Raw genomic sequence first — 19,608 nt, 5'->3', positions numbered from 1 at the left:
CGGCACCGGCGCCGGAAGCCGGGCAGCACCCGTCCGGGGCCGTGTCCGCCGTGTCCGCGGGGGACGGTTAACCGTCCCCCGCGGACACGGCAGACACGGCAGACAGGGCAGACAGGGCAGACACGGCAGACAGGGCCGATTAGGTGTTGAGATAGCGCAGGACGGCGAGGACCCGGCGGTGGTCGTCGGCGCTCGCCCGCAGTCCGAGCTTGGCGAAGATGCTCGTGCAGTGCTTCTCGACGGTCCGCTCGGCGATGCCGATCCGTTCCGCGACGGCCTGGTTGGTGCGGCCCTCGGCCATCAGCGCGAGGACCTCTCGCTCGCGGCCGGTGAGCGCGCGCAACCCGGACCCTCGGGCCGGGTCCGCTCCCCCGCGGCCGTCGTCGGATATCTCGACCAGCAACCGCCCGCCTCGTCGCTCGACGCGCACCCGCGCCTCCCGCGCGCCCGCGTGCTTGGTGACGTTGGCCACCGCCTCGGCGACCACGTAGTACGCCGTCGTCTCGACCTCCACCGGCAACGGCGCCGGGATCTCGAACGACAGCCGCAGGGGCACCGGCGCGAGCGCGGCCAGTTCCCGGACGGCGCCGCGCAGGCCGCGTTCGGTCAGCACCGGCGGGTGGATGCCCTGCGACAGCGCCCGCAACTCGTCGAGAACGGCGAGCGTGGTCGTCTTCGCCTCTCCGACGAGCTCCCGCGCCTGGTCGGGGCTGGTACTCAGCCTCGACTCCGCCAGGCTGAGCGTCATGGGGATGGACAGGAGCCGTTGCTGCACGCCGTCGTGCAGGTCTCGCTCCAGCCGCCGGCGTTCCGTCTCGGCCGCGCGCAGGACCTGGCCGCGCGACTCGGCGAGCTGGTGCAGCCGCGCCCTCAGCTCGGCGGCCAGCCGCTCGTTCGACAGGGCCAGCGCGGCCGCGGCGCAGGTGGCCTCGACCAGCTCGGGGTTGTCCAGCAACGCCGGATCGTGCACCAGCAGCGCGAGCGGAGCGCCGTCGTGGTCGGCACGTGTCGCCACGCGATCACCGCCGTCCGGCGGGAGCACGACCCGGCCGTCGGCGTCCACGTACCGGCTCGACTCCGGCATCCAGTATCCGACCCGCAGGGTCGGGTCGTGGAGAACCTCTGCCAGGGCCCGCTGGATGCTCACCGGCCGCGAGACATCTCGGAGGTGGACGACCAGCTCGGCGACCCCGCCGCGGTCGATGCGCCGCCGCAGGAGACCGCCCAGGTACGCCAGCGGGACGGCGGCGAGTGCCACCTGCATCACCGGTGTCAGGCTCCGCACCGCGACACCGGCGATCATCATCGGCTTCAGCGTCACGAACAGCGCCGTCACCACCACGGCGGCGGCGAGCACGGGATTGAGCGACCGGCGCCGTGTCACGCTGCTGGCGCGCCACCGGCTCACCTGCAGGCCCATCAAGGCCAGGCCGCTCAGCACGGCCCCGGCCGTCGCGGCGCCCCGGACCACCGCGCTCGACGCGAGCCCGGTCGTGGCCAGCACCGCGACACCGGCCGTGCTCAGGTACGCCGTTCCGGCGACGGCTCGCGGCAGCCGCGAGGTCAGGCGCCCGCCGGGAAACGCGACCACCAGATGCGCGAGCACCGCCGCCCACGCGCCCGCCAGCGCCGTGCGCACACCGGCCGCCGTCTCCGGCAGGGGCGCGAACCTGGCGAGGAGCCACAGCAGGCCGATGACGACCATCAGCGGCCCGACCCGGTTGCGGGGCCGTACGCGGACGGCGACCAGCCCCGCGCCGACGAAGGCCGCGGCGACCCCCGCAGACGTGACGGCGGTGACCACCTCACCCGCAGGAACGGCGGAAACGGGATCCACGAGGTCGGTGAAGGCGACGATCAGGACCTCCGATCCGTGGTCGGCTCCGGAGGGGGGCCGGACGCGCGACCGCCGAGGGCCGTAGGGGTTCTCACCCCTTCCAGGGTATCGCCCGGCCCGCGCCTCCAAGATCGACCGTGGCCCGGGGGCGCGGTGCGAACGGAGTGGCCGTCACTCGCAGTTCTTGTAGTCGACCCGGGTGCTGTCGTAGGAGCAGGAGTCGACGAGCTTGGCCGACCGGTTGCGGATGGAGGCGACGTCGGCGTCGTTGTTCCACACGTACGCCCGCCTGCCCCAGTAGACGGTGCTGGTGCCCGAACGGCCCTGACCGGTGCGGACGGTGAGCTTCCCGCCGGGGGCGAGCAGCTGGTCGTCGCCGAAGGTGTACTGGTAGCCGGTCTTGTCGCGCAGGCTCCACCCGGCGAGGTCGATCGTCTTGCGGGTGGTGTTCTTGATGGTCACGTACTCGCCGTTCAGGCTGGCGTTGCTGCGCAGGTCGGAGCCGGGCGAGTCGTAGTACACCTTCGTGATGAGGATCGCCGGGACCGCCGCGGCGTGAGCGGGGACAGCGGGAACCAGCATGGCGAGGGCGGCGGAAGCGGCGACGAGAGGGAGACGCACTGGGGCATCCTCCGAAATATGAGGTAATTGGGGCAACTGTGGGACGACTGCCGGTGACGTTCGGTTGCCCGGTGAACCACGTTCTGTTGGGGCTCCCGATCCGCCCCCGATCTCGGCCCTCGCCCCGCTCCCCCGTCCCGGATCACGTTTCCGGAGGCCGTGAGGGTCCGCTGTAGCCCTCCCCCGAACGAGCGGCACCCCGGCACCCGGCACCCGGCACCCGGCACCCGGCACCCGGCACCCGGCCATGATCGATCCTGTCGGCCGGCTCCGCGCGCCGAGCGATGATTGACGGCTGGGTTTGGGCGATGTGACGATTCGCCGATGCCCGATCTCCACGCCCGGATGGCTTCCCTGGCCGGTGACATCACCTCGACCGTGGTCACGCGCTGCTCGGCGGAGGTGCCGTTCTACGGGGCACTGCCGCGCCAGGCACTCGAAGGCGAGGTGACCCGGTCGATCGTGGCGGTGCACGGCCTGCTGCTGCGGACACTGCGTGACGACGGCACGATGGGCTCGGGCGACCTGACCCGGCTCATCGAGTGGTCGGCGCGCCGCGCCGAGGAACGCGCGCCCCTGGAGGCGGTGATCGCCGCCTACCTGATCGGCGCCGAGGTGTGGTGGCAGGCGCTGGCCGAGACCGCGGAGCCCGGGGAGCTGGCCGGGGCGGGTGCGAGCCTGCTCGCCTGCCTGCGCGCGGCCATGCCCGCCGTCGTGCTCGCCCACCAGCACACCCAGGAGGACATCCACAGCGAGGACAAGCGGGTACGGCGGGCCCTGCTGACCGCCCTGCTGGCCGGCCGGCCGTACGAGGAGGCGGCGGAGGCGGCGCGGGTCGTGGTGACCGGCGAGCACGAGGTCGTGACGTTCGCGTTCGCGTCGAACCCGCCCGCCAGGTCGGTGCAGTCCTCACTCGACGCCCACACGGGCATCGCGGTGCTGATGGACCACGTCGCCGGGATCGCGCTGCTGCCCGGCGGGACCGACCTGCCGGGCCTGGTGTCCAGGCTCACGGAGGAGGTCGGGCAGCCCGTCCTCGCCGCCGCGGCCCCGGCCGCCGGACCGGCCGCCATCCCGTCGGCCGCGGCGGAGGCGGGCCGCGTCCTGGAACTCGTCCAGCGGCTCGGCCGCCCGCCGGGGCTCTATCGCCTCGACGACGTGTTGCTGGAGTACCAGCTCGCGCGTCCGGGTGACGGGCTGGTCCGGCTGGCGGCCAAGCTCGACCCGCTGGAGGAGCATCCGTACCTGCTGGAGACGTTGCGCGTGTTCGTCGACCATGGGTACAACCGGCGCCAGGCCGCGTTGGAGCTGTGCATCCACCGCAACACCCTGGACTACCGGTTGCACCGGGTGCGCGCGCTGACCGGGCTGGACCTCGCGGTCCCCGCCGAGGCACGGTTGCTGCAGGCGGCGCTCATCTCCAGGGATCTCGCCTAGCTCGCCCGGTTCGCCCAGGTCACGCAGCCCGCATGACTCACCCAGCCCGCACGGTCCCCCCAGGCCGCGCAGCCCGCATGACTCACCCAGCCCGCACGGCCCACCCAGGTCACGCAACTCGCACGGCCCACCAAGCGCGGGTGGCCCGCCCAGCACGCACAGTTCGCCCGGCCCGCGCGGCGAGCCCGGAGCCGCGCGGCGAGCCTAGAGCCACACGCGCAGTTCCTCCTCCCTCGGCGCGAGGACCAAGCCCGTGCCGGGATGGTCGAAGACCATGACGGGCCGGCGCGCGTCCCAGGCGGCCCAGCCGGGGGCTCCCGAGGTGGCGAAGGCCACCCAGGCGCGGTGCATGGCGTCGGCCAGTGGCTGGGGGGCGCCGGGCCCGGTCAGTTCCTCGCCGGCGCGCAGGGTGTCGAAGACGAAACCGATCTCCAGCGCGTGGCACGCGCCGAGCCCCATGACGGGCGAGCGCCAGGCGAACTCGTAGACGAACGTCCGGGACGGCCGGGAGTCGGCGAGCCGGTTGAGCGGCCCGCGCAACAGCAGGTCGGTGGCCATCTCGCCGAGGATCTCCCCGGGTTTGGCCTTCGGCCGGGTGGCCCGGTACAGCCGCGCCACCCGCCCCGGGATCCGGAACCTCAGCAGTGCCAGCCGCAGGGTGAGACCGTTGATCCGGTCCACCGTCCCGGTCGGCACGAACCACAACCGGTACTCCTCCCGGTTGGAGCCCAGCAGCAGATCCACCTCGGGGGGCGGGGGGTCGGCGGGCACCACGTCGCCGTCGGCCACGATGTGGAAACCCGGCCCGCCGCCGATGGGGTCGGCCCTGCCGACCACCATGGCCTGTACGTCCAGCAGCCGCTCGCGATCCACCCCCGCGAACGCCTCGGCCGTGGCCGGTACCCGCAGTGCCTTCGCCATCGATGTCACGACCTTCGCGCCCTCGTCGCGCGGCACCGTGTGCGGCGGGCCGCTCTGCAGGATCGCCCGGCGGAACAGGCCGGCCGCGCGGGGGCTGGTCATCAGGGCCGCGATGCTGATGGCTCCGGCCGACTCCCCGCACACGGTGACGTTGCCCGGGTCCCCGCCGAAGGCGTCGATGTTCTCCCTGACCCAGGTCAGGGCCGCGATCTGGTCGAGCAGGCCGCGGTTGTCGGGTGCGTCGGGGAAGACTCCGAACCCCTCGACCCCGAGCCGGTAGTTGATCGAGACGAGGACCACGCCGTCGCGCGCGAAGGCCCGCCCGTCGTAGAGCGGCAGGCTCGCCGAGCCGTTGCGCATCGAGCCCCCGTGGATCCAGACCATCACCGGCAGCCGGTCCTCGCCGGCGGCCGGAGTCCAGACGTTGAGGTTGAGACACTCGTCGCCGGGGATGTCCGGATCGGGGATGAGCCGGTCGAGGGGCGGCCGGTAGGGCCTCTTGGGAGCGGTCGGCCCGTACTCCAGCGCGTCACGCACCCCCTCCCAGGGCTCGACGGGGGCCGGGGCGCGGAAGCGGCGGGCACCGAAGGGCGGGGCCGCGTAGGGGACGCCGAGGAAGGTCGCGATCCCGTCCTGGACGCGGCCCCGGACCTTGCCGTGCCGGGTGGTCGCGATGATGTCCATCTCGGTCCTTTCGGTGGGCGGTCTGCGGGCCGCCCCCGGCCGTGGCGGAGCCGGGGGCGGGGGCGAAGGAGATCGGGACGCCGCGGGTCACGGCGGGAACGACCTCCCGGGCCGGGTCAGAGAGTGGCGGCGGGGATCTGGGTGGCCCGCGCGTTGCGGCGGACGTCGGACCAGGTGCGGGTGTCGGTGCAGATGCCGCAGGAGGGGCCGAAGAACTCGGTACGGGCCTCCTGGTCGCCCATGAGGTGCAGGCGGAACCAGGCGGTCGTCGGCGCGGCGAACGGCCCGGCCCCGCCCACCACGGTGAAGTGGTCGGCCCCGCGCAGCTCGCCGTAGATGGCCGGGATGTGGTCGGCGGCGTTGTAGAAGGCCCTCACCAGCGCGGGGAAGACGATGCTGTCGCGCTGGCCGGCCAGCAGGAGCGCCGGGCCGTGTACGGCGTTGATGTTGGCCAGCGGTCCCGGCTGGATGGGCAGGATGGTGTCCACGCGCGGGTCCGCGCCGACGACGATGGCGGCCGCGCCGCCCTGGGAGTGGCCCGACGCGCCGATGTGCTCCAGGTCGACGCGGTCGTGGAAGACGCTGCCCGGGTCGGCGTTCCTGCGGGTGAGCAGGTCGATTCCGGCGCGCATGGAGATGCCGAGGTTGGACTGCGGGGTGTTGGCGGCGGCGACGACGAAGCCGTGGCTGGCCCAGTGCAGCAGCAGGTCCCGGTAGACGACCGGGAAGGCGAAGGTGCCGTTGCCCCACACGATCACCGGATGGCGGCGGCCGCTCTGCGCGATGTCACGCGGGTAGTACAGGGTGGTCACCGCCCCGACCTCCACGGTGGTGGCGTAGGGGCCGGGGGCACCGAAGTCGGCGGCCGACGCGGCGCCGGTGGCGGGGGCGGCGGACGCCGAGGCGGCGTTCACGCCGGCCGGGACGGACAGGACGAGGGCGAGGGCGAGCGAGGTCAGCGGGACGAGCAGTTTTCTCCACAGCACGGCGAACTCCTGACGCCACGGTGAACCGGATGTTTCGTCCGGCTCACACCTTGTTTGATCGCACATACTGAAGGAGGAATCGACGGCCGTCTCTGCGCAATCGCGGCAATCACCGACGCCCGGGTTTGTGTGATGTTCCGATTTCGCTCGGGTGCGGCTTGGCGGGACATACCCGAGCGGTACGGGCCCCAGCGGGACGGGCCCCGGCGGTCGTACACGCTCATCGGCACGCCACCGCGCCGCCACGCCGCCACGCCGCCGACGGAGGATCATCGACCGGCTCGTCGACGTCGTGCTCGCCTGCGCGCTCAGGAGCTGGTTCGACCACGACACGGACTGCGAGTCCACACTCTGGCGCGCCCTTCGGGATCCGGTGATCGTCGCGGCGGTCACCGCCATCCGTCACGACCCGTCGTACCCATGGACCGCCACTACGCCGGCCCGGAAAGCCTCGGTGTCCCGGACCACCCTGAATCGGCGCTTCGAGATGGCCACCGGCGAAGGGCCCGGCGCGTACCTCACCCAATGGCGCATGAATCTCGCCGCCCGCCGGCGGCGGGACACCGATGACCCGATCGAAAGGATCGCCGCCGACAGCGGCTACAACTCGGTCTACGCCTTCCACCGGGCGTTCCGGTGCGAGATGTCAGTACCACCGGCACGATTTCGGCGCGCCGCACGCACCACCGCCTGACCCGATCACGTGGCCGGGGCGAGACGGACGGCGCTCGACCGGTCAGGCCGGTCCGACCGGCCTGACCGGTTCGGCCAGCCTGATCGATTCGGCCGGTTCGGCCGGTTCGGTCACGAAGAGGTACGAACCCGTTCCGCACCGTCGTCGACCGGTGGCGCCATGGGGAGGCGCAGGACGAAGCGCGCGCCGCCGGAGGGGGCGGTCCCGACCTGGAGCGTCCCGTCGTGGGCCTGGGCGATCCTGCGGGCGATGGCCAGTCCGAGGCCCGTGCCTCCCCGGTCACGGCTGCGGGCCGCGTCCAGCCGGGCGAACCGTTCGAAGATCCGCTCCCGGTCGGCCTCGGCGACGCCTTCCCCGTCGTCGTCGACGATGACCTCGGCGGCGCCGTCGTTCGCCCGCACCTCGACGACCACCGATTCCCTGGCGTGCCGCTCGGCATTGTCCAGCAGGTTGGTGACCGCGCGGCCGATCTGGCCGTGCACGGCGTCGATGGGCACCTCCGAGGCGAGTACGAGCCGCACCTTCCGCGGATCAGCCCGCCGCGAGACCTCCGCCCGTACCAGCGTCGCCAGATCGATCCTCTCTCGAAGCCTGGACGGGCTGCACTCCAGTTTGGCCAGCAGGAGCAGGTCTGTGATGATCAACTGGAGCCGGTCGAGGTCGGACAGCGAGTGCGCGAGCAGAGTACTCAGATCGGTCTCGCCGGGGTGCAGCTGGGCCTCCTCCAGCTGGGCGCGAAGCCCGGCCAGCGGGGTTCGCAGTTCGTGGGAGGCGTCGGCGGTGAACTGCCTCTGGCGTTCCATGGCACCCTCCAGGCGGGCCAACGTGCGGTTGACGCTGTCGGCCAGCTCGTGGATCTCGTCATCAGCCGGTGACACGGGCACCCGGCGATCGAGGGAACTCGCGTTGATCTCGTCGAGTTCGGCTCGGACGGCGTTCACCGGCCTGAGGGCCACGGTGACGATCCGGTGGCCGATGTAGGTGATGACTCCGGCGAGCACCGCCATGCCCCCGATGACCGCCGTGGCCAGCCGCGCGTCGACCAGTGGAGGGACCGCGGGGGAAGCGCTGTAGACGATCCACCTCACTCCTCCCCGGTGGGCCCACTGCGCGACCACGAGGTCGCATTCACCGAGAGGGAAGACACCGCCGCACACGACCGAGGTGGTGACGTTCGTGCCGTCGGGGGTGAACGTCGCCATGGGCGGCTTGCCGTACAGGCTCGGGGTCGAGGCGACGACCCTGCCCTGCGAGTCGACGACCTGCAGGTTGCGGGACTTGCGCTGTGCCAGGGGGTAGTCCAGACGGTTCCGCTCCAGCTGCACGGCCACCCGGCCACCGGCGGCGGTGACCTCGTCGACGAGAGAGTTGGTGACGAAACGGTTGATCGAGAACATGAGCATCACAGCCACCAGCGAGCACAGCAAAAGCGCCACCACACCAGTGAACAGGGTGATGCGGGCTGTGATCGAGATTCGCCGTCCTGTGCTCATCCTCCGGTTCCCCCTGGCCAGTGGACCACATTGGCCGCCCGGCTCCGTGAGGGGGGGTGGGCCTCCACCCCCATCGGCGCCACTCCCCGTCTCCGGCCGGTGACGGACGGACACCGGCCGCCCCGTGGTCCCCGGCGAGATCTTCCAGGGTGAGATCGGCGTCGGCGCTCCCCGCCGTCGTCATCACCGGAGAGCGGGCCGATCCGGAGGTCCTTCAGCCGGGCGGGAGCAGGCCGCCGAAGGGTACCGGGGACTCGAGGGGGTCGTCGGAGACGGGTGGGTCACGGCGGTCGACCTCGCGGGCGAGCTCGGTGGCCGCCCGATCGACCCGCCTCCCCAGGGGCGCCTCGGTGACCCCGGCGGCGCCCCAGTCCTCGGGACCGGCGAAGACCCCGGTCGGGACGACGAGGGCCCGCAGGTAGGAGAAGAGCGGCCGCAGCCCGTGTTCGAGCACCAGCGAGTGCCTCGCCGTGCCGCCGGTCGCGGCGATCAGCACGGGTTTGCCGATCAGCGCGGTGTCGTCGAGCACGTCGAAGAACATCTTGAACAGCCCGTTGTACGACGTGGTGAAGGTCGGCGTCACCGCGATCAACCCGTCGGCTCGGGCGACCTTCCGCAGCACCCCCTCCAGCTCCTCCGACGGGTAGCCGACGATCAGGTTGTTGACCAGGTCGTGACCGTGGTCACGTACCTCGATCGTCTCCAGGTCCACCTCCGCGCCGAGCCGTTCCAGCTCGCGTCGCGTCGCCTCGGCCAGCCGGTCGGCGAGCAGCCGCGTGGACGAGGGCTGCCGCAGGCCCGCGGTCACCACCGCGATGGCGCGCCTCAACGTCCGGCCTCCTTCGCCGCCTTCAGGGAGGCGTGCGTGGGCGCGTCCGGGACCCGCGAGGGCCGCCCGGCGGCGAACTCCTTCCGGAGCACCTGGGCGATCTCCCCGAGCTGTTCGATCTGCCTCAGTACGGCCGCGCGCGGCACCCCCAGCGCGTCGACGTTGAAGAGCTGCCGCTGGTAGTCGCCGCCGGCGAACTCCCGGAACTCCATCGTCCGCTCGATCACCTGCTGCGGGCTGCCGACCAGCAGGGCGGTGTCCCGCATCGTCTCCTCCAGCGACGGCCCGCCGCCGTAGACCGGTGAGGCGTCGTAGTACGGGCGGAACTCGCGGATCGCGTCCTGCGAGTTCTTCCGGACGTACAGCTGGGCGGCGAGACCGACGATCGCCTGGTCCGCCGGGCCGTGGCCGTGGTGCTCGAAGCGCCTGCGGTACAGCCCGACCATCTGCCGGACGTGCCGTTTCGGCCAGAGCACGTTGTTGTGGAAGAACCCGTCACCGTAGTACGCGGCCTGTTCGGCGATCTCGGAGCTGCGGATCGAGCCGTGCCAGACGAACGGCGGTACGCCGTCCAGCGGCCGCGGCGTCGAGGTGAACCCCTGCAGCGGCGTCCGGAACCGGCCCTCCCAGTCGACGACCTCCTCGCGCCAGAGCCTGCGCAGCAACGCGTAGTTCTCGACGGCGAGGGCGATCCCGTCCCGGATGTCCTTGCCGAACCAGGGGTAGACCGGCCCGGTGTTGCCCCGGCCCATCATCAGGTCGACCCGGCCGTCGGCCAGGTGCTGTAGCGTCGCGTAGTCCTCGGCGATCTTCACCGGGTCGTTGGTGGTGATCAGCGTGGTCGAGGTCGACAGGATGATCCGGTTCGTCCGGGCGGCGACGTGGCCGAGGATCGTGGTCGGTGACGAGGGCATGAACGGCGGGTTGTGGTGCTCGCCGATCGCGAAGACGTCGAGCCCGACCTGCTCGGCCACCTCGGCGTACTCCAGTACCGCCTTGATCCGCTCACGCTCCGTGACGGGGCGGCCGGTGACCGGGTCGCCGACCACGTCTCCCACCCCGAAAATCCCGATTTGCATCTTTACCCCGTTATTTCGGCATTTGTTATTGATCAATCCCCGGTGTGACCGCGCTTCCCAGGCGGTGCCGACCGGCCGGGAACACCGCCCCCGGCGACGCCGACCGGCCGGGAACATCGCGCTTCCCAGGCGGCGCCCGTCGGCCGGGAACACCGCGCTCCCCCACGCGGCGCCGGTCAGCCACGAACACCGCGCTTCCCAGGCGGCGCCGGTCAGCCGGGAACACCGCGCTCTCCCGGGCGGCGCCGACCGGCAGCGAAGACCACGGCTCCCGTCGAGGCGCCTCGGATCACGCCGCCCTGACCGGCGCGAGGGCGTTGCTCCAGGAGACGACCTGGTCGAGCATCGTGTCGACCGCCGCGACGTGGTACCCGGCGGGGGTGAACTCGCTGTAGTTCCTGAAGTCCGTCGCCAGCGACAGCGCGACCTGGGCACGCACGGTGGCGACCTTCAGCTCGGCCATCACCAGGCGCAGGTGCTCGACGGCGCGGGCGCCGCCGACGGAGCCGTAGCTGACGAAACCGGCCGCCTTGTCGTTCCACTCCGCGAACAGGAAGTCGATGGCGTTCTTCAGCGCGCCGGAGGTGGAGTGGTTGTACTCGGGCGTGACGAAGACGAAACCGTCGAACGAGCCGATCTTCTCCGCCCAGGCCAGCGTGTGCGGCCTGCTGTAGTGACCGGCCGACGGCGGGACCTCCTCGTCCAGGTGCGGAAGCTTGAAATCGGCGATGTCGACCAGTTCGAACTCGGCGTCGTCGCGCTGTCCGGCGATGCCGAGCACCCACCTGGCCACGGCCTCGCCGACACGGCCGGGACGGGTGCTGCCGATGATGATCGCGATCTTGGGCATGAGGTCCCCTCAGAGATTGCGTGCGGACGTCCCGCACCGGCGACGGGCGGATCCGCGCCGACTCCGAGCCTGGTACCTCGACGTAAATTTTTTGTTCACGTTTTGTGCAGCGACGGCCGTCCCCCCTTCGGGAGGGGGGACGCGGCTCCGGAAGGGGGACGCGGCTACCGCACCGGGCTCCGGCGGGGATCTCCCAGGCCCGCTCGACCGATCATGTCGGTCAGCCACCGGGCCGGCGCGTCACTGATCTCGGCGGCCTGCGCGGCGGTCTCCCGCAGGTTCTCCCGCTCGTCCCGCATCCAGGCCCGCGCCGTCCCGGCACCGTCGAACTCCAGCCCGGTCTCCGGCCCGGTCCCCCCTCCGGCCTGCCCGGGGCCTTCGGGGGCTTCCAGGGCTTCGGGGACGAGGCCGGGGGCGGTGGCCAGCAGGGCGTTGCGCAGCGTGGCCGCGTAGAACCGCGTCAATCTGACCAGCGCGGCGTGGCAGGCGGCCTCACCCTCCTCAAGCGAGGCCCGGGCGCGGGCATACTCGCGAATCGGGTTGTGGAAGGAGTAGCGCTCACCGGCGGTCTCCACGAGGTGAAGATCGGCGAGCGACTCCAGCAGGCTCTCGGTCTTGTACGGCGCCAGATCGAGCACGGCCGTCGCCGCGGCCAGCGAGAAGTCGGCGGCGTGCGGGACGGCCAGGAGCCGGAGTGCCCGAGCCTGGTTCCGGGGCAGGTCGCGCACCGTGGACTCGTACCTGCCCTCGATCATCCCGCACTCCTCGAACCCCCACTCCGGGTCGTGACCGCGGACCCCCAGCCTTCGCACCGCGGCCGCCAGGCTCCAGTCGGGACGCGACGCCAGGCGAGCCCCGACCGCGTGGACCACCTGCGGCAGACCCGCGGTGAGCTCGTACAGGCGACGGGCCTCGCCGGGCTCCGCCTCGATCCGTGCCGTGCCCAGCATCCGCTCCAGCAACACGCGCGCCTCCGGCTCCGAGAACGGTTCGAGCTTGGTCCAGCGCGCGTGGGAGAGCCCGAACAGCCGCCGCTGGGCGGTGATGACGACCGCCGCCCCACCGGCGCCGGGCAGGAGCGGCCGCACCTGGTCCACGTCACGCGCGTTGTCCAGCACCACCAGCGACCGGCGGCCGATGGTCAGCGACCGCCAGAGCGCGGCACGCTCACCGGACGACTCCGGCGGCGCCTCGATCCCGGCCGCGCGCAGCAGGGCCACGAGAGGGTCCCCGGACGCGCCCAGGTCGATGAAGAACTGACCGTCCGGGAACTCACCGGCCAGCCTGTGCCCGAGGTGGATCGCCAGCGTGGTCTTGCCGATGCCGGGAAGCCCGGCGACACCGACCACCGGCACCTGCGTGTCGGAGGCCTCCAGCATCCCGGCCAGCCGCCGCACCTCGCCGGACCTTCCGACGAACTCCGGCAGGTCGGGCGGCAATGACCTGGCGGTCTCGATCGTCACGGCCCCGGCGTGCCGTGACCCGGCCGTCCCCGGCCCGTCCCGCCCCGGCCCGTCCCGCCTCGGTGTGGCCAGCGAGGGGTCCGAGGCCAGGATCCGCCGCTGCATCTCCCGCAGCTCCGGCCCCGGATCGAGCCCCAGCTCGTCGGCGAGCAACCGCTGCGTCTCCTGGAACAGGGCGAGCGCGTCCGCCTTCCGTCCCGACCGGTACAACGCCAGCATGAGCAGCTCGCGCGGCCGTTCCCGCAACGGCTGTTCGATCACGATCGACGCCAGTGAGGGGGCGGCCTCCGCGTGCCGCCCCGACCGGAGGTCGGCGGCGGCCAGGTCCTCGATCGCCGCGAACCTGAGCTCGATCAGCCGGGCGCGCTCGTTGTCCACGTACGCGCCCGGCACACCGGCCAGCGGGGTGCCCTTCCAGAGCGCGAGGGCGGTACGCAGCTCGGCCGCCTCCACCTCGTGGTCACCGATCCGCCGGGCGTCGTGAGCGGCCCTGATCCCCCGCTGGAAGTCGACGAGGTCGAGGGCCCCCGCCGTCACCGGCAGCACGTAGCCACCGGCCACGGACTCGATCACCACGGCCGTCGAACCGTCCTCCAGGACCCTGCGGAGCCGTGAGACGTAGGACCGGATCATCCCCGCCGCGGCGGACGGCGGCTCTTCACCCCAGATCGCCGAGATCAACTGGTCCTGCGACGTCACCGCGCCCTCGCGCAGCAGCAGAACGCCGAGAATCGCCCGCTGCTGGGGCGCGCCGAGATCGATCTCGACCTCCCCACGCCACGCCCGGACCGACCCGAGCAGCTCCCACCGCAGACCTCCGGCCACCGTACGCCCATCCCGCGAACCACCTGAGTGACGAACTCGATACGTGGACACGCCGCCTCCCGTGAGTCCGCATGCGAACCAGTGATGACACCGCCGCCCCTCCAGCGGCCCATGGCCCCATAGAACGCCCTGGCCTGCGCTTATCATCCGCCCGCCCGCTGATATGCGCGGAATACGGAGCCGGGCGAGGCCCCACCGGCCGGACCGGGGCGCCCGCCCATCGACCCCGGCGCGGCCCGGATCGCATGATCGACGAGCCGCTCGCCACTGTGCCCGTCGCCGTTGCGTCCACCGAAGGGGCCGCATCACGGGTGAAGATCGTCACCGGGGATGGCCGTACGGGCCGGTCGAGGCGCCTGCCGCGGTCTCGCATGCCGTACGCCGAAGGAGAGCCGCTGTCGCGTGCCGAAGGACGAGCGGCCGGAGTGATCGGCAGGCCGGTCGCGACCGCGGTCACAGGTGATGGATCACCGGAGGCGGACGACGGCCCGTCAAAGGCCGGTGGCGGCAAGGCGTGCGGACACGTCCTGAGGTTCCGCTCACCAGCACGCGCCGTGGCCGTCCTGCTCGGCCCTGCCCGGTCCTGCTCGGTCCTGCCCGGCCCTGCTCGACGTGCGGCGGGACGCCCGTCCCGGCGTTGACAGCCGTCAGCCGGACGGATAGGGCGCAAAAGAAACGCCGCCCTTTCTCCGCCTTTCTCTTATCCTCTTTTCTCCTCCTTCGCCGGCCTTTCTCGGCGGCCTTTGGTCTCGGGTCCTCCTGTGCAATCGGCCACAACGGAAACATACGTGGGCCTGAGGTTCGATCCGCGCACCAGAAACAAGAAGTTATCCCGTGGAGATCACTCCAATTGTTATCGCTAACACTTCATCGGCCACTTCACCCCCATGACTTCCGCATGAAGGGCTCATTGTCGCGGAGTACATCCAACGGGTTCGGGCCTGTCAACATCGGCGCGCCCATCGAGATGGCGGTTCGTGGCACCCCACCACCACGACCTGTGTTTTCGTTGTCAGCCGGAGTCGCCCGCCGGACACCCCCGATGAAAATTTCAACCCGCCGACCGGATCCACGCGCGAGGCTCACGACGGCGAATCCGCGATCCAGGCGCCCGCCCCCGCCGACCAGATCAGCCTGGTTCCCTTGCTCTCCCGCCCCCGAAGGACCCGAGGGCAGGGCGGTCGCGCGACGTCCGGCCCCATGTCGGCCCTCTGGACCGAGCTGAAATTTCACGACGCCCCGGTGAGGCCACCTGCGCCTCCGAACACCCCGGGACTGTTCACCCACCAGCGACAGGCATGGAAATCGATCCGAGAATGTCGACGGCCGCGACTCCCCGGGTACAGGCGCCGACCCACCCTTGCTTGACAGCCCTACTCCCCCCGCCTACCGTAACGCGCAATCCGCGCGCAACAAAATGTTAGCGATAACAATCGCTGAGCCTGTTTTGTGGACACGACCCGGACTGGATACACGACCCGGACTGGATACACGACCCAGGCTGCGATCGACCGCCGTACCGCTTTCCCAGTGGCATGCGCCGAATCATGACGCCCGCATTTCTCTCGCCGACGGCGGCCGTCGCCTCCGAGAACAGGCGGCGGGAGTTCGACGGCCGATTCGGCGCCGCCGCGCCGAACCCGCCTCGTCGCAGGCCGGCGGATCCCGGCCCGCGGTGGCGGCGGTGGCCGGCGCGCAGGCCGGGCGACCGCCGTCGGCACCCCCGGCGCCTGGTCCGGCAGGAAGGAGCGAGGGTTCCCCAGCGACATCGTCGAGACCGAATCCCAGAGGAGACAGTGTGATCTCAAGAACCCAATCCGTCCTTGCCGCCGTCGGCGCCGCGGCGCTTCTCGTCCTGGCCCAGGCCCATGCGGCGCTGAGCCACGGCCCCGCCACCGTCTCGTCCGGCGAAGTGACCGCCATGGCCGCGACCGCCGGGTGCGGCAAGGCGCCGACCCTGCGCAGCGGCACCTACTCGATCCAGAACAACGGCAAGACCCGCTCCTACATCCTGCGGATTCCCGACGGCTACGACAGCAACCGGCCCTACCGGCTGATCTTCGGGTTCCACTGGCTGAACGGCACCGCCACCGACGTGGCCACCGGGCAGACCGTCCAGCGCGACGTCTGGGCCTACTACGGGTTGCAGCGACTGGCCAACAACAGCGCCATCTTCGTCGCCCCCCAGGGCCTCAACAACGGATGGGCCAACTCCGGTGGTGAGGATGTCGCCCTGGTCGACAACATCCTCCGGCAGCTCGAAGCCGACCTGTGCGTCGACACCTCCCAGCGTTTCGCGCTGGGATTCAGCTACGGCGGGGCGATGTCCTACTCGCTGGCATGCGCCCGTCCCACCGTCTTCCGCGCCGTCGCGGTACAGTCCGGCGGGCTGCTCAGCGGCTGTAGTGGCGGCACCCAGCCCATCGCCTACCTCGGAATCCACGGGATCAGGGATTCGGTCCTCGGCATCGGCAGCGGCCGGTCGCTGCGGGACACGTTCGTCCGCAACAACGGATGCGCCGCGCAGAACCCTCCCGAGCCCACCCAGGGCAGTCTGACCCACCGCGTCACCACCTACTCCGGGTGCCGGGCGGGTTATCCGGTCGCCTGGGCCGCCTTCGACGAAGGTCACATCGCCGCCCCGCAGGACGGCGCCCCTGGTGACAACGGTTCCAGGACATGGGTGCCGGCGGAGGTGTGGAAGTTCTTCACGCAGTTCTCCTCCACCGTCACCCCGTCGCCGAGCCCATCTCCGAGCCCGTCACCGAGCCCGTCGCCGAGCCCCACCCCCACGCCCAGTGGGGGGACGGGTGCCTGCCGGGTGGCGTACACGATGAACGCCTGGAACAGCGGGTTCACCGCGAGCATCAGCATCACCAACACCGGCCCGACGGCGCTGAACGGCTGGTCCCTGGGTTTCACCCTGCCCTCGGGCCAGACCATCACCAGCGGCTGGAACGCCACCTACAGCCCCGCCACCGGCGCCGTGAACGCCACCAACGTCAGCTACAACGGCGCCCTGGCCCCCGGGGCCGGCACCGAGATCGGTTTCCAGGCCACCCATACCGGCAACACCGCCAAACCCACCTCCTTCACCCTCAACGGCACCACCTGCACCACCTCCTGATCCGGCCACCGGCGGCGGGGTAGCCGGCGGCGAGGGGATGGGGCCACCGGCTCCCATCCCCTCGCACGACCGGCTGAGCCGGCCGGGGCGACCCATGCGGCGCTCACGTTCGTCGTGGTGACGCACGGCCTCGCCTCCGGCCGCGCCCGAGATCTCCGTGCCGCCACATCCGCGCCGCCCATTGACGGCACGACGGAGTCGGCCCGCGGAACCGCCCGCCCCCTTCGGTCATCGGGCGGCCCGCGGGCGAGCGGCGGAAATGAGCATCCCGTCGCCCGCCGGCGCACCGCGGACGCTCCGCGCCTTCCCGCATCGTCAGTCCAGCCACGGAGGCTCAAGCATGAACTCGCACGCCTTACCCCCTCCCCGAACCCGCGGCCGTGCCAACGGCCCGCGACGCGCGCTGCCGGCGGCAGTGGCCGGAATCCTCGGCCTGGTCGCCACGCAAACGATGCCGCTGCCGGCCGACGCGGCCGCGTCCACGCTGGGGGCGGCGGCCCAGCAGAGCGGCCGTTACTTCGGCACCGCGATCGCCGGGGGCAGGCTCGGCGACTCGGCGTACACCACGATCGCGAGCCGCGAGTTCGACATGGTGACGGCCGAGAACGAGATGAAGATCGACGCCACCGAGCCCCAGCGGGGCCGATTCGTCTTCACCAGCGGCGACCGGATCCACGACTGGGCCGTGCGGAACGGCAAGCGGGTGCGCGGTCACACCCTGCTCTGGCACCCCGGCCAGCCGGCCTGGTTGCAGTCGCTGTCGGGCAGCGCGCTGCGCCAGGCGATGATCGACCACGTCAACGGCGTGATGGCCCACTACAAGGGCAAGATCTACGCCTGGGACGTGGTGAACGAGGCGTTCGCCGACGGCAACTCCGGCGGGCGGCGCGACTCCAACTTCCAGCGCACCGGCAACGACTGGATCGAGGTCGCCTTCCGCACCGCGCGGGCCGCCGACCCGGCCGCCAAGCTCTGCTACAACGACTACAACATCGACAACTGGACCTGGGCCAAGACGCAGGCCGTCTACAACATGGTCCGCGACTTCAAGCAGCGCGGCGTGCCCATTGACTGCGTGGGCCTGCAGGCCCACTTCAGCAGCGGCAACCCCTACAACGGCAACTTCCGCACCACGATCTCCAGCTTCGCCGCCCTCGGCGTCGACGTGCAGATCACCGAGCTGGACGTCCAGGGCGCCTCGCCCACGACCTACGCCGCGGTGACCAACGACTGCCTGGCGGTCCCCCGCTGCACCGGCATCACCGTGTGGGGCGTCCGCGACAGCGACTCCTGGCGGTCGAGCGACGCCCCGCTGCTGTTCGGCGGCGACGGCAGCAAGAAGCCGGCCTACACCGCCGTCCTGAACGCCCTCAACGCCGCCGGCTCGTCACCACCGCGGGCGCACGGAGTCCGTGGGGCGCCATGACACCCGCGACTCCAGCCGCGCGGGCCGTTCGCCGATGAACCCGCCCGGCGGGATCCCTCGGCACCGCCGCACGTGCCGCGTCAACGAGACCGCACCGTGAGGGCGGGAGGACGGTTTGGGGCGACCTAAGTGCCAGTCAGCCGTATCCGGCCGCCTTTCCTCAGGAATGAGAACGTTTCAATGGTCGCGGGCCGTACCAGACGGACAATAAAAGGACACGATCATGCGGGATGGTGTTCTTTGGGCATTTTATGTAGGGCTGGGCGGTGCATGGCGGAGATGAGTTCACCGGACTCTCCTCCACCATGAGTCATGGTCGTCGACGCCTGCCAGCAAAGATCTCTACCAGCGGCGGAACGATTTACAACAGGCTAGGGTGGCCCAAAGTCATGTTCTGTATCGACGGCCATGTCAATACATGCACACCCCCAAGGAGTACCAATGGCCGATTCCATTGACCGATTAGGTGGGCGGTCAGCCGACGTCAACGCGCCCGGCACAAGAATCGACCCGACGATCCCCCATCCGGCGCGCATTTACGACTACCTCCTGGGCGGCAAAAACCATTTCGCCGCCGACCGCGAGGCGGCGGAACAGCTCGTCAAACTTTCGCCCGGCACGCGGGAAGGGGTGCGTGCCCATCGCGCGTTCCTTGGCCGAGCCGTACGTCATCTCGCCGGCAACGCCGGAATCACCCAGTTCCTGGACATCGGCACCGGCATCCCCACGCAGGGGAACACCCACGAGATCGCCCAGCAGATCAATCCGGCGGCCCGCGTGGCGTACGTGGACAACGATCCCATCGTCCTGGTTCATGGACGCGCCCTGCTGGCGAGCAGCGAAGAGGGCATGACCACGGTGATCGAGGCCGATCTGCGGGACCCGGATCGGATCCTGTCGCATCCGGAGATCAACAAGGTCATCGACCTCACCCGGCCGGTGGCGCTCATCCTCGCCGGTGTCCTGCACTTCGTCACCGACGACCACGGCCCCCTTGAATTGGTCGAGCGATACAAAGCGGCCGTCCCCTCGGGCAGCCAGATGCTGCTGTCGCACATCACGCTCGACTTCGCGCCGAAAGTGCGTACGGAAGAATTCACCAAGCCCTATGACAAGGGTTCGGCGCCGATGGTTCCGCGAAGCCACGCGCAGGTGATGGAATTCTTCCGGGACTGGACGATGGCGCCTCCCGGGCTCGTCGAAGTGATCACCTGGCGGCCGGACGAGGACCAATACCAGGAAACGATTCCCGGCGGCGGCCACGCGTGGGCCTACGGTGGCCTGGCCGTAAAACCGTAGATTTCGCGGGCGGCCATGACGAATGGCCGCCCGCACG

The 19,608-nt window shown here is 71.1% G+C and carries 14 protein-coding genes; 5 read left to right on the top strand and 9 right to left on the bottom strand.

Translation table 11 applies throughout. The features are described 5' to 3' along the window. Window positions 1-139: 139 nt before the first annotated feature. Together ACFFRH_RS28360 and ACFFRH_RS28355 are read right to left on the bottom strand one after the other, a co-directional pair. Complete coding sequence (locus ACFFRH_RS28360) at window positions 140-1,837, bottom strand: helix-turn-helix transcriptional regulator (RefSeq protein WP_386160819.1); 1,698 nt, start codon at window positions 1,835-1,837, stop codon at window positions 140-142. Between the two features lie 171 nt (window positions 1,838-2,008). Continuing rightward, on the bottom strand, window positions 2,009-2,458 hold the full coding sequence (locus ACFFRH_RS28355; RefSeq protein ID WP_386160817.1) for a lamin tail domain-containing protein: 450 nt from the start codon (window positions 2,456-2,458) through the stop codon (window positions 2,009-2,011). Between the two features lie 324 nt (window positions 2,459-2,782). On the opposite strand from ACFFRH_RS28355, the gene ACFFRH_RS28350 reads away from it, so the two are divergent. Continuing rightward, complete coding sequence (locus ACFFRH_RS28350) at window positions 2,783-3,895, top strand: RsbRD N-terminal domain-containing protein (RefSeq protein ID WP_344749743.1); 1,113 nt, start codon at window positions 2,783-2,785, stop codon at window positions 3,893-3,895. 204 nt (window positions 3,896-4,099) lie between these two features. Here the strand turns inward: ACFFRH_RS28350 and ACFFRH_RS28345 are convergent, their stop codons facing one another. Both ACFFRH_RS28345 and ACFFRH_RS28340 read right to left on the bottom strand, forming a co-directional pair. Then, window positions 4,100-5,500, bottom strand: coding sequence for a carboxylesterase/lipase family protein (locus ACFFRH_RS28345; protein ID WP_386160814.1), 1,401 nt, complete (start codon window positions 5,498-5,500; stop codon window positions 4,100-4,102). Between the two features lie 116 nt (window positions 5,501-5,616). Next, complete coding sequence (locus ACFFRH_RS28340; RefSeq protein WP_386160812.1) at window positions 5,617-6,486, bottom strand: alpha/beta hydrolase family protein; 870 nt, start codon at window positions 6,484-6,486, stop codon at window positions 5,617-5,619. A 292-nt stretch (window positions 6,487-6,778) separates the two neighbouring features. Between ACFFRH_RS28340 and ACFFRH_RS28335 the strand changes: the two genes are divergently transcribed. Next, window positions 6,779-7,180 carry a helix-turn-helix domain-containing protein gene (locus tag ACFFRH_RS28335; protein ID WP_344749746.1) on the top strand — a complete coding sequence of 134 codons (402 nt, stop codon included), beginning with the start codon at window positions 6,779-6,781 and terminating at the stop codon, window positions 7,178-7,180. Window positions 7,181-7,290: 110 nt separating this feature from the next. On the opposite strand, the gene ACFFRH_RS28330 is transcribed toward ACFFRH_RS28335, so the two are convergent. The 5 genes from ACFFRH_RS28330 to ACFFRH_RS28310 form a co-directional block, all read right to left on the bottom strand. Next, window positions 7,291-8,616, bottom strand: a complete 1,326-nt coding sequence (locus ACFFRH_RS28330; protein WP_386160810.1) for a sensor histidine kinase — start codon at window positions 8,614-8,616, stop codon at window positions 7,291-7,293. Between the two features lie 271 nt (window positions 8,617-8,887). Further along, entirely contained in the window at window positions 8,888-9,502 is a 615-nt protein-coding gene (locus ACFFRH_RS28325; RefSeq protein ID WP_344749749.1) for an FMN reductase, read from the bottom strand. Next, complete coding sequence (locus ACFFRH_RS28320; RefSeq protein ID WP_344749751.1) at window positions 9,499-10,581, bottom strand: CE1758 family FMN-dependent luciferase-like monooxygenase; 1,083 nt, start codon at window positions 10,579-10,581, stop codon at window positions 9,499-9,501. Before ACFFRH_RS28320 ends, ACFFRH_RS28325 begins: the two co-directional genes overlap by 4 nt. A gap of 289 nt (window positions 10,582-10,870) precedes the next feature. Then, window positions 10,871-11,431 (bottom strand): NADPH-dependent FMN reductase, encoded by a 561-nt coding sequence (locus ACFFRH_RS28315; RefSeq protein WP_344749753.1) that lies wholly within the window; start codon window positions 11,429-11,431, stop codon window positions 10,871-10,873. Between the two features lie 164 nt (window positions 11,432-11,595). After that, complete coding sequence (locus ACFFRH_RS28310; RefSeq protein WP_344749755.1) at window positions 11,596-13,719, bottom strand: AfsR/SARP family transcriptional regulator; 2,124 nt, start codon at window positions 13,717-13,719, stop codon at window positions 11,596-11,598. A 1,798-nt stretch (window positions 13,720-15,517) separates the two neighbouring features. Here ACFFRH_RS28310 and ACFFRH_RS28305 point away from each other — a divergent pair. From ACFFRH_RS28305 to ACFFRH_RS28295, 3 genes are all read left to right on the top strand, one after another. Continuing rightward, window positions 15,518-16,846, top strand: a complete 1,329-nt coding sequence (locus tag ACFFRH_RS28305) for a CE1 family esterase (RefSeq protein WP_344749756.1) — start codon at window positions 15,518-15,520, stop codon at window positions 16,844-16,846. A gap of 340 nt (window positions 16,847-17,186) precedes the next feature. Next, entirely contained in the window at window positions 17,187-18,272 is a 1,086-nt protein-coding gene (locus ACFFRH_RS28300) for a glycoside hydrolase family 10 protein (protein ID WP_344749758.1), read from the top strand. 441 nt (window positions 18,273-18,713) lie between these two features. Beyond that, entirely contained in the window at window positions 18,714-19,571 is an 858-nt protein-coding gene (locus tag ACFFRH_RS28295) for an SAM-dependent methyltransferase (protein ID WP_344749759.1), read from the top strand. Window positions 19,572-19,608 lie beyond the last annotated feature (37 nt).

The sequence above is a fragment of the Streptosporangium vulgare genome (assembly GCF_042428775.1).
GTDB classification, from domain to species: Bacteria; Actinomycetota; Actinomycetes; order Streptosporangiales; family Streptosporangiaceae; genus Streptosporangium; species Streptosporangium vulgare.
Note: the sequence above shows the minus strand (reverse complement) of the source record. Positions and strands in the feature narration are given on the sequence as shown.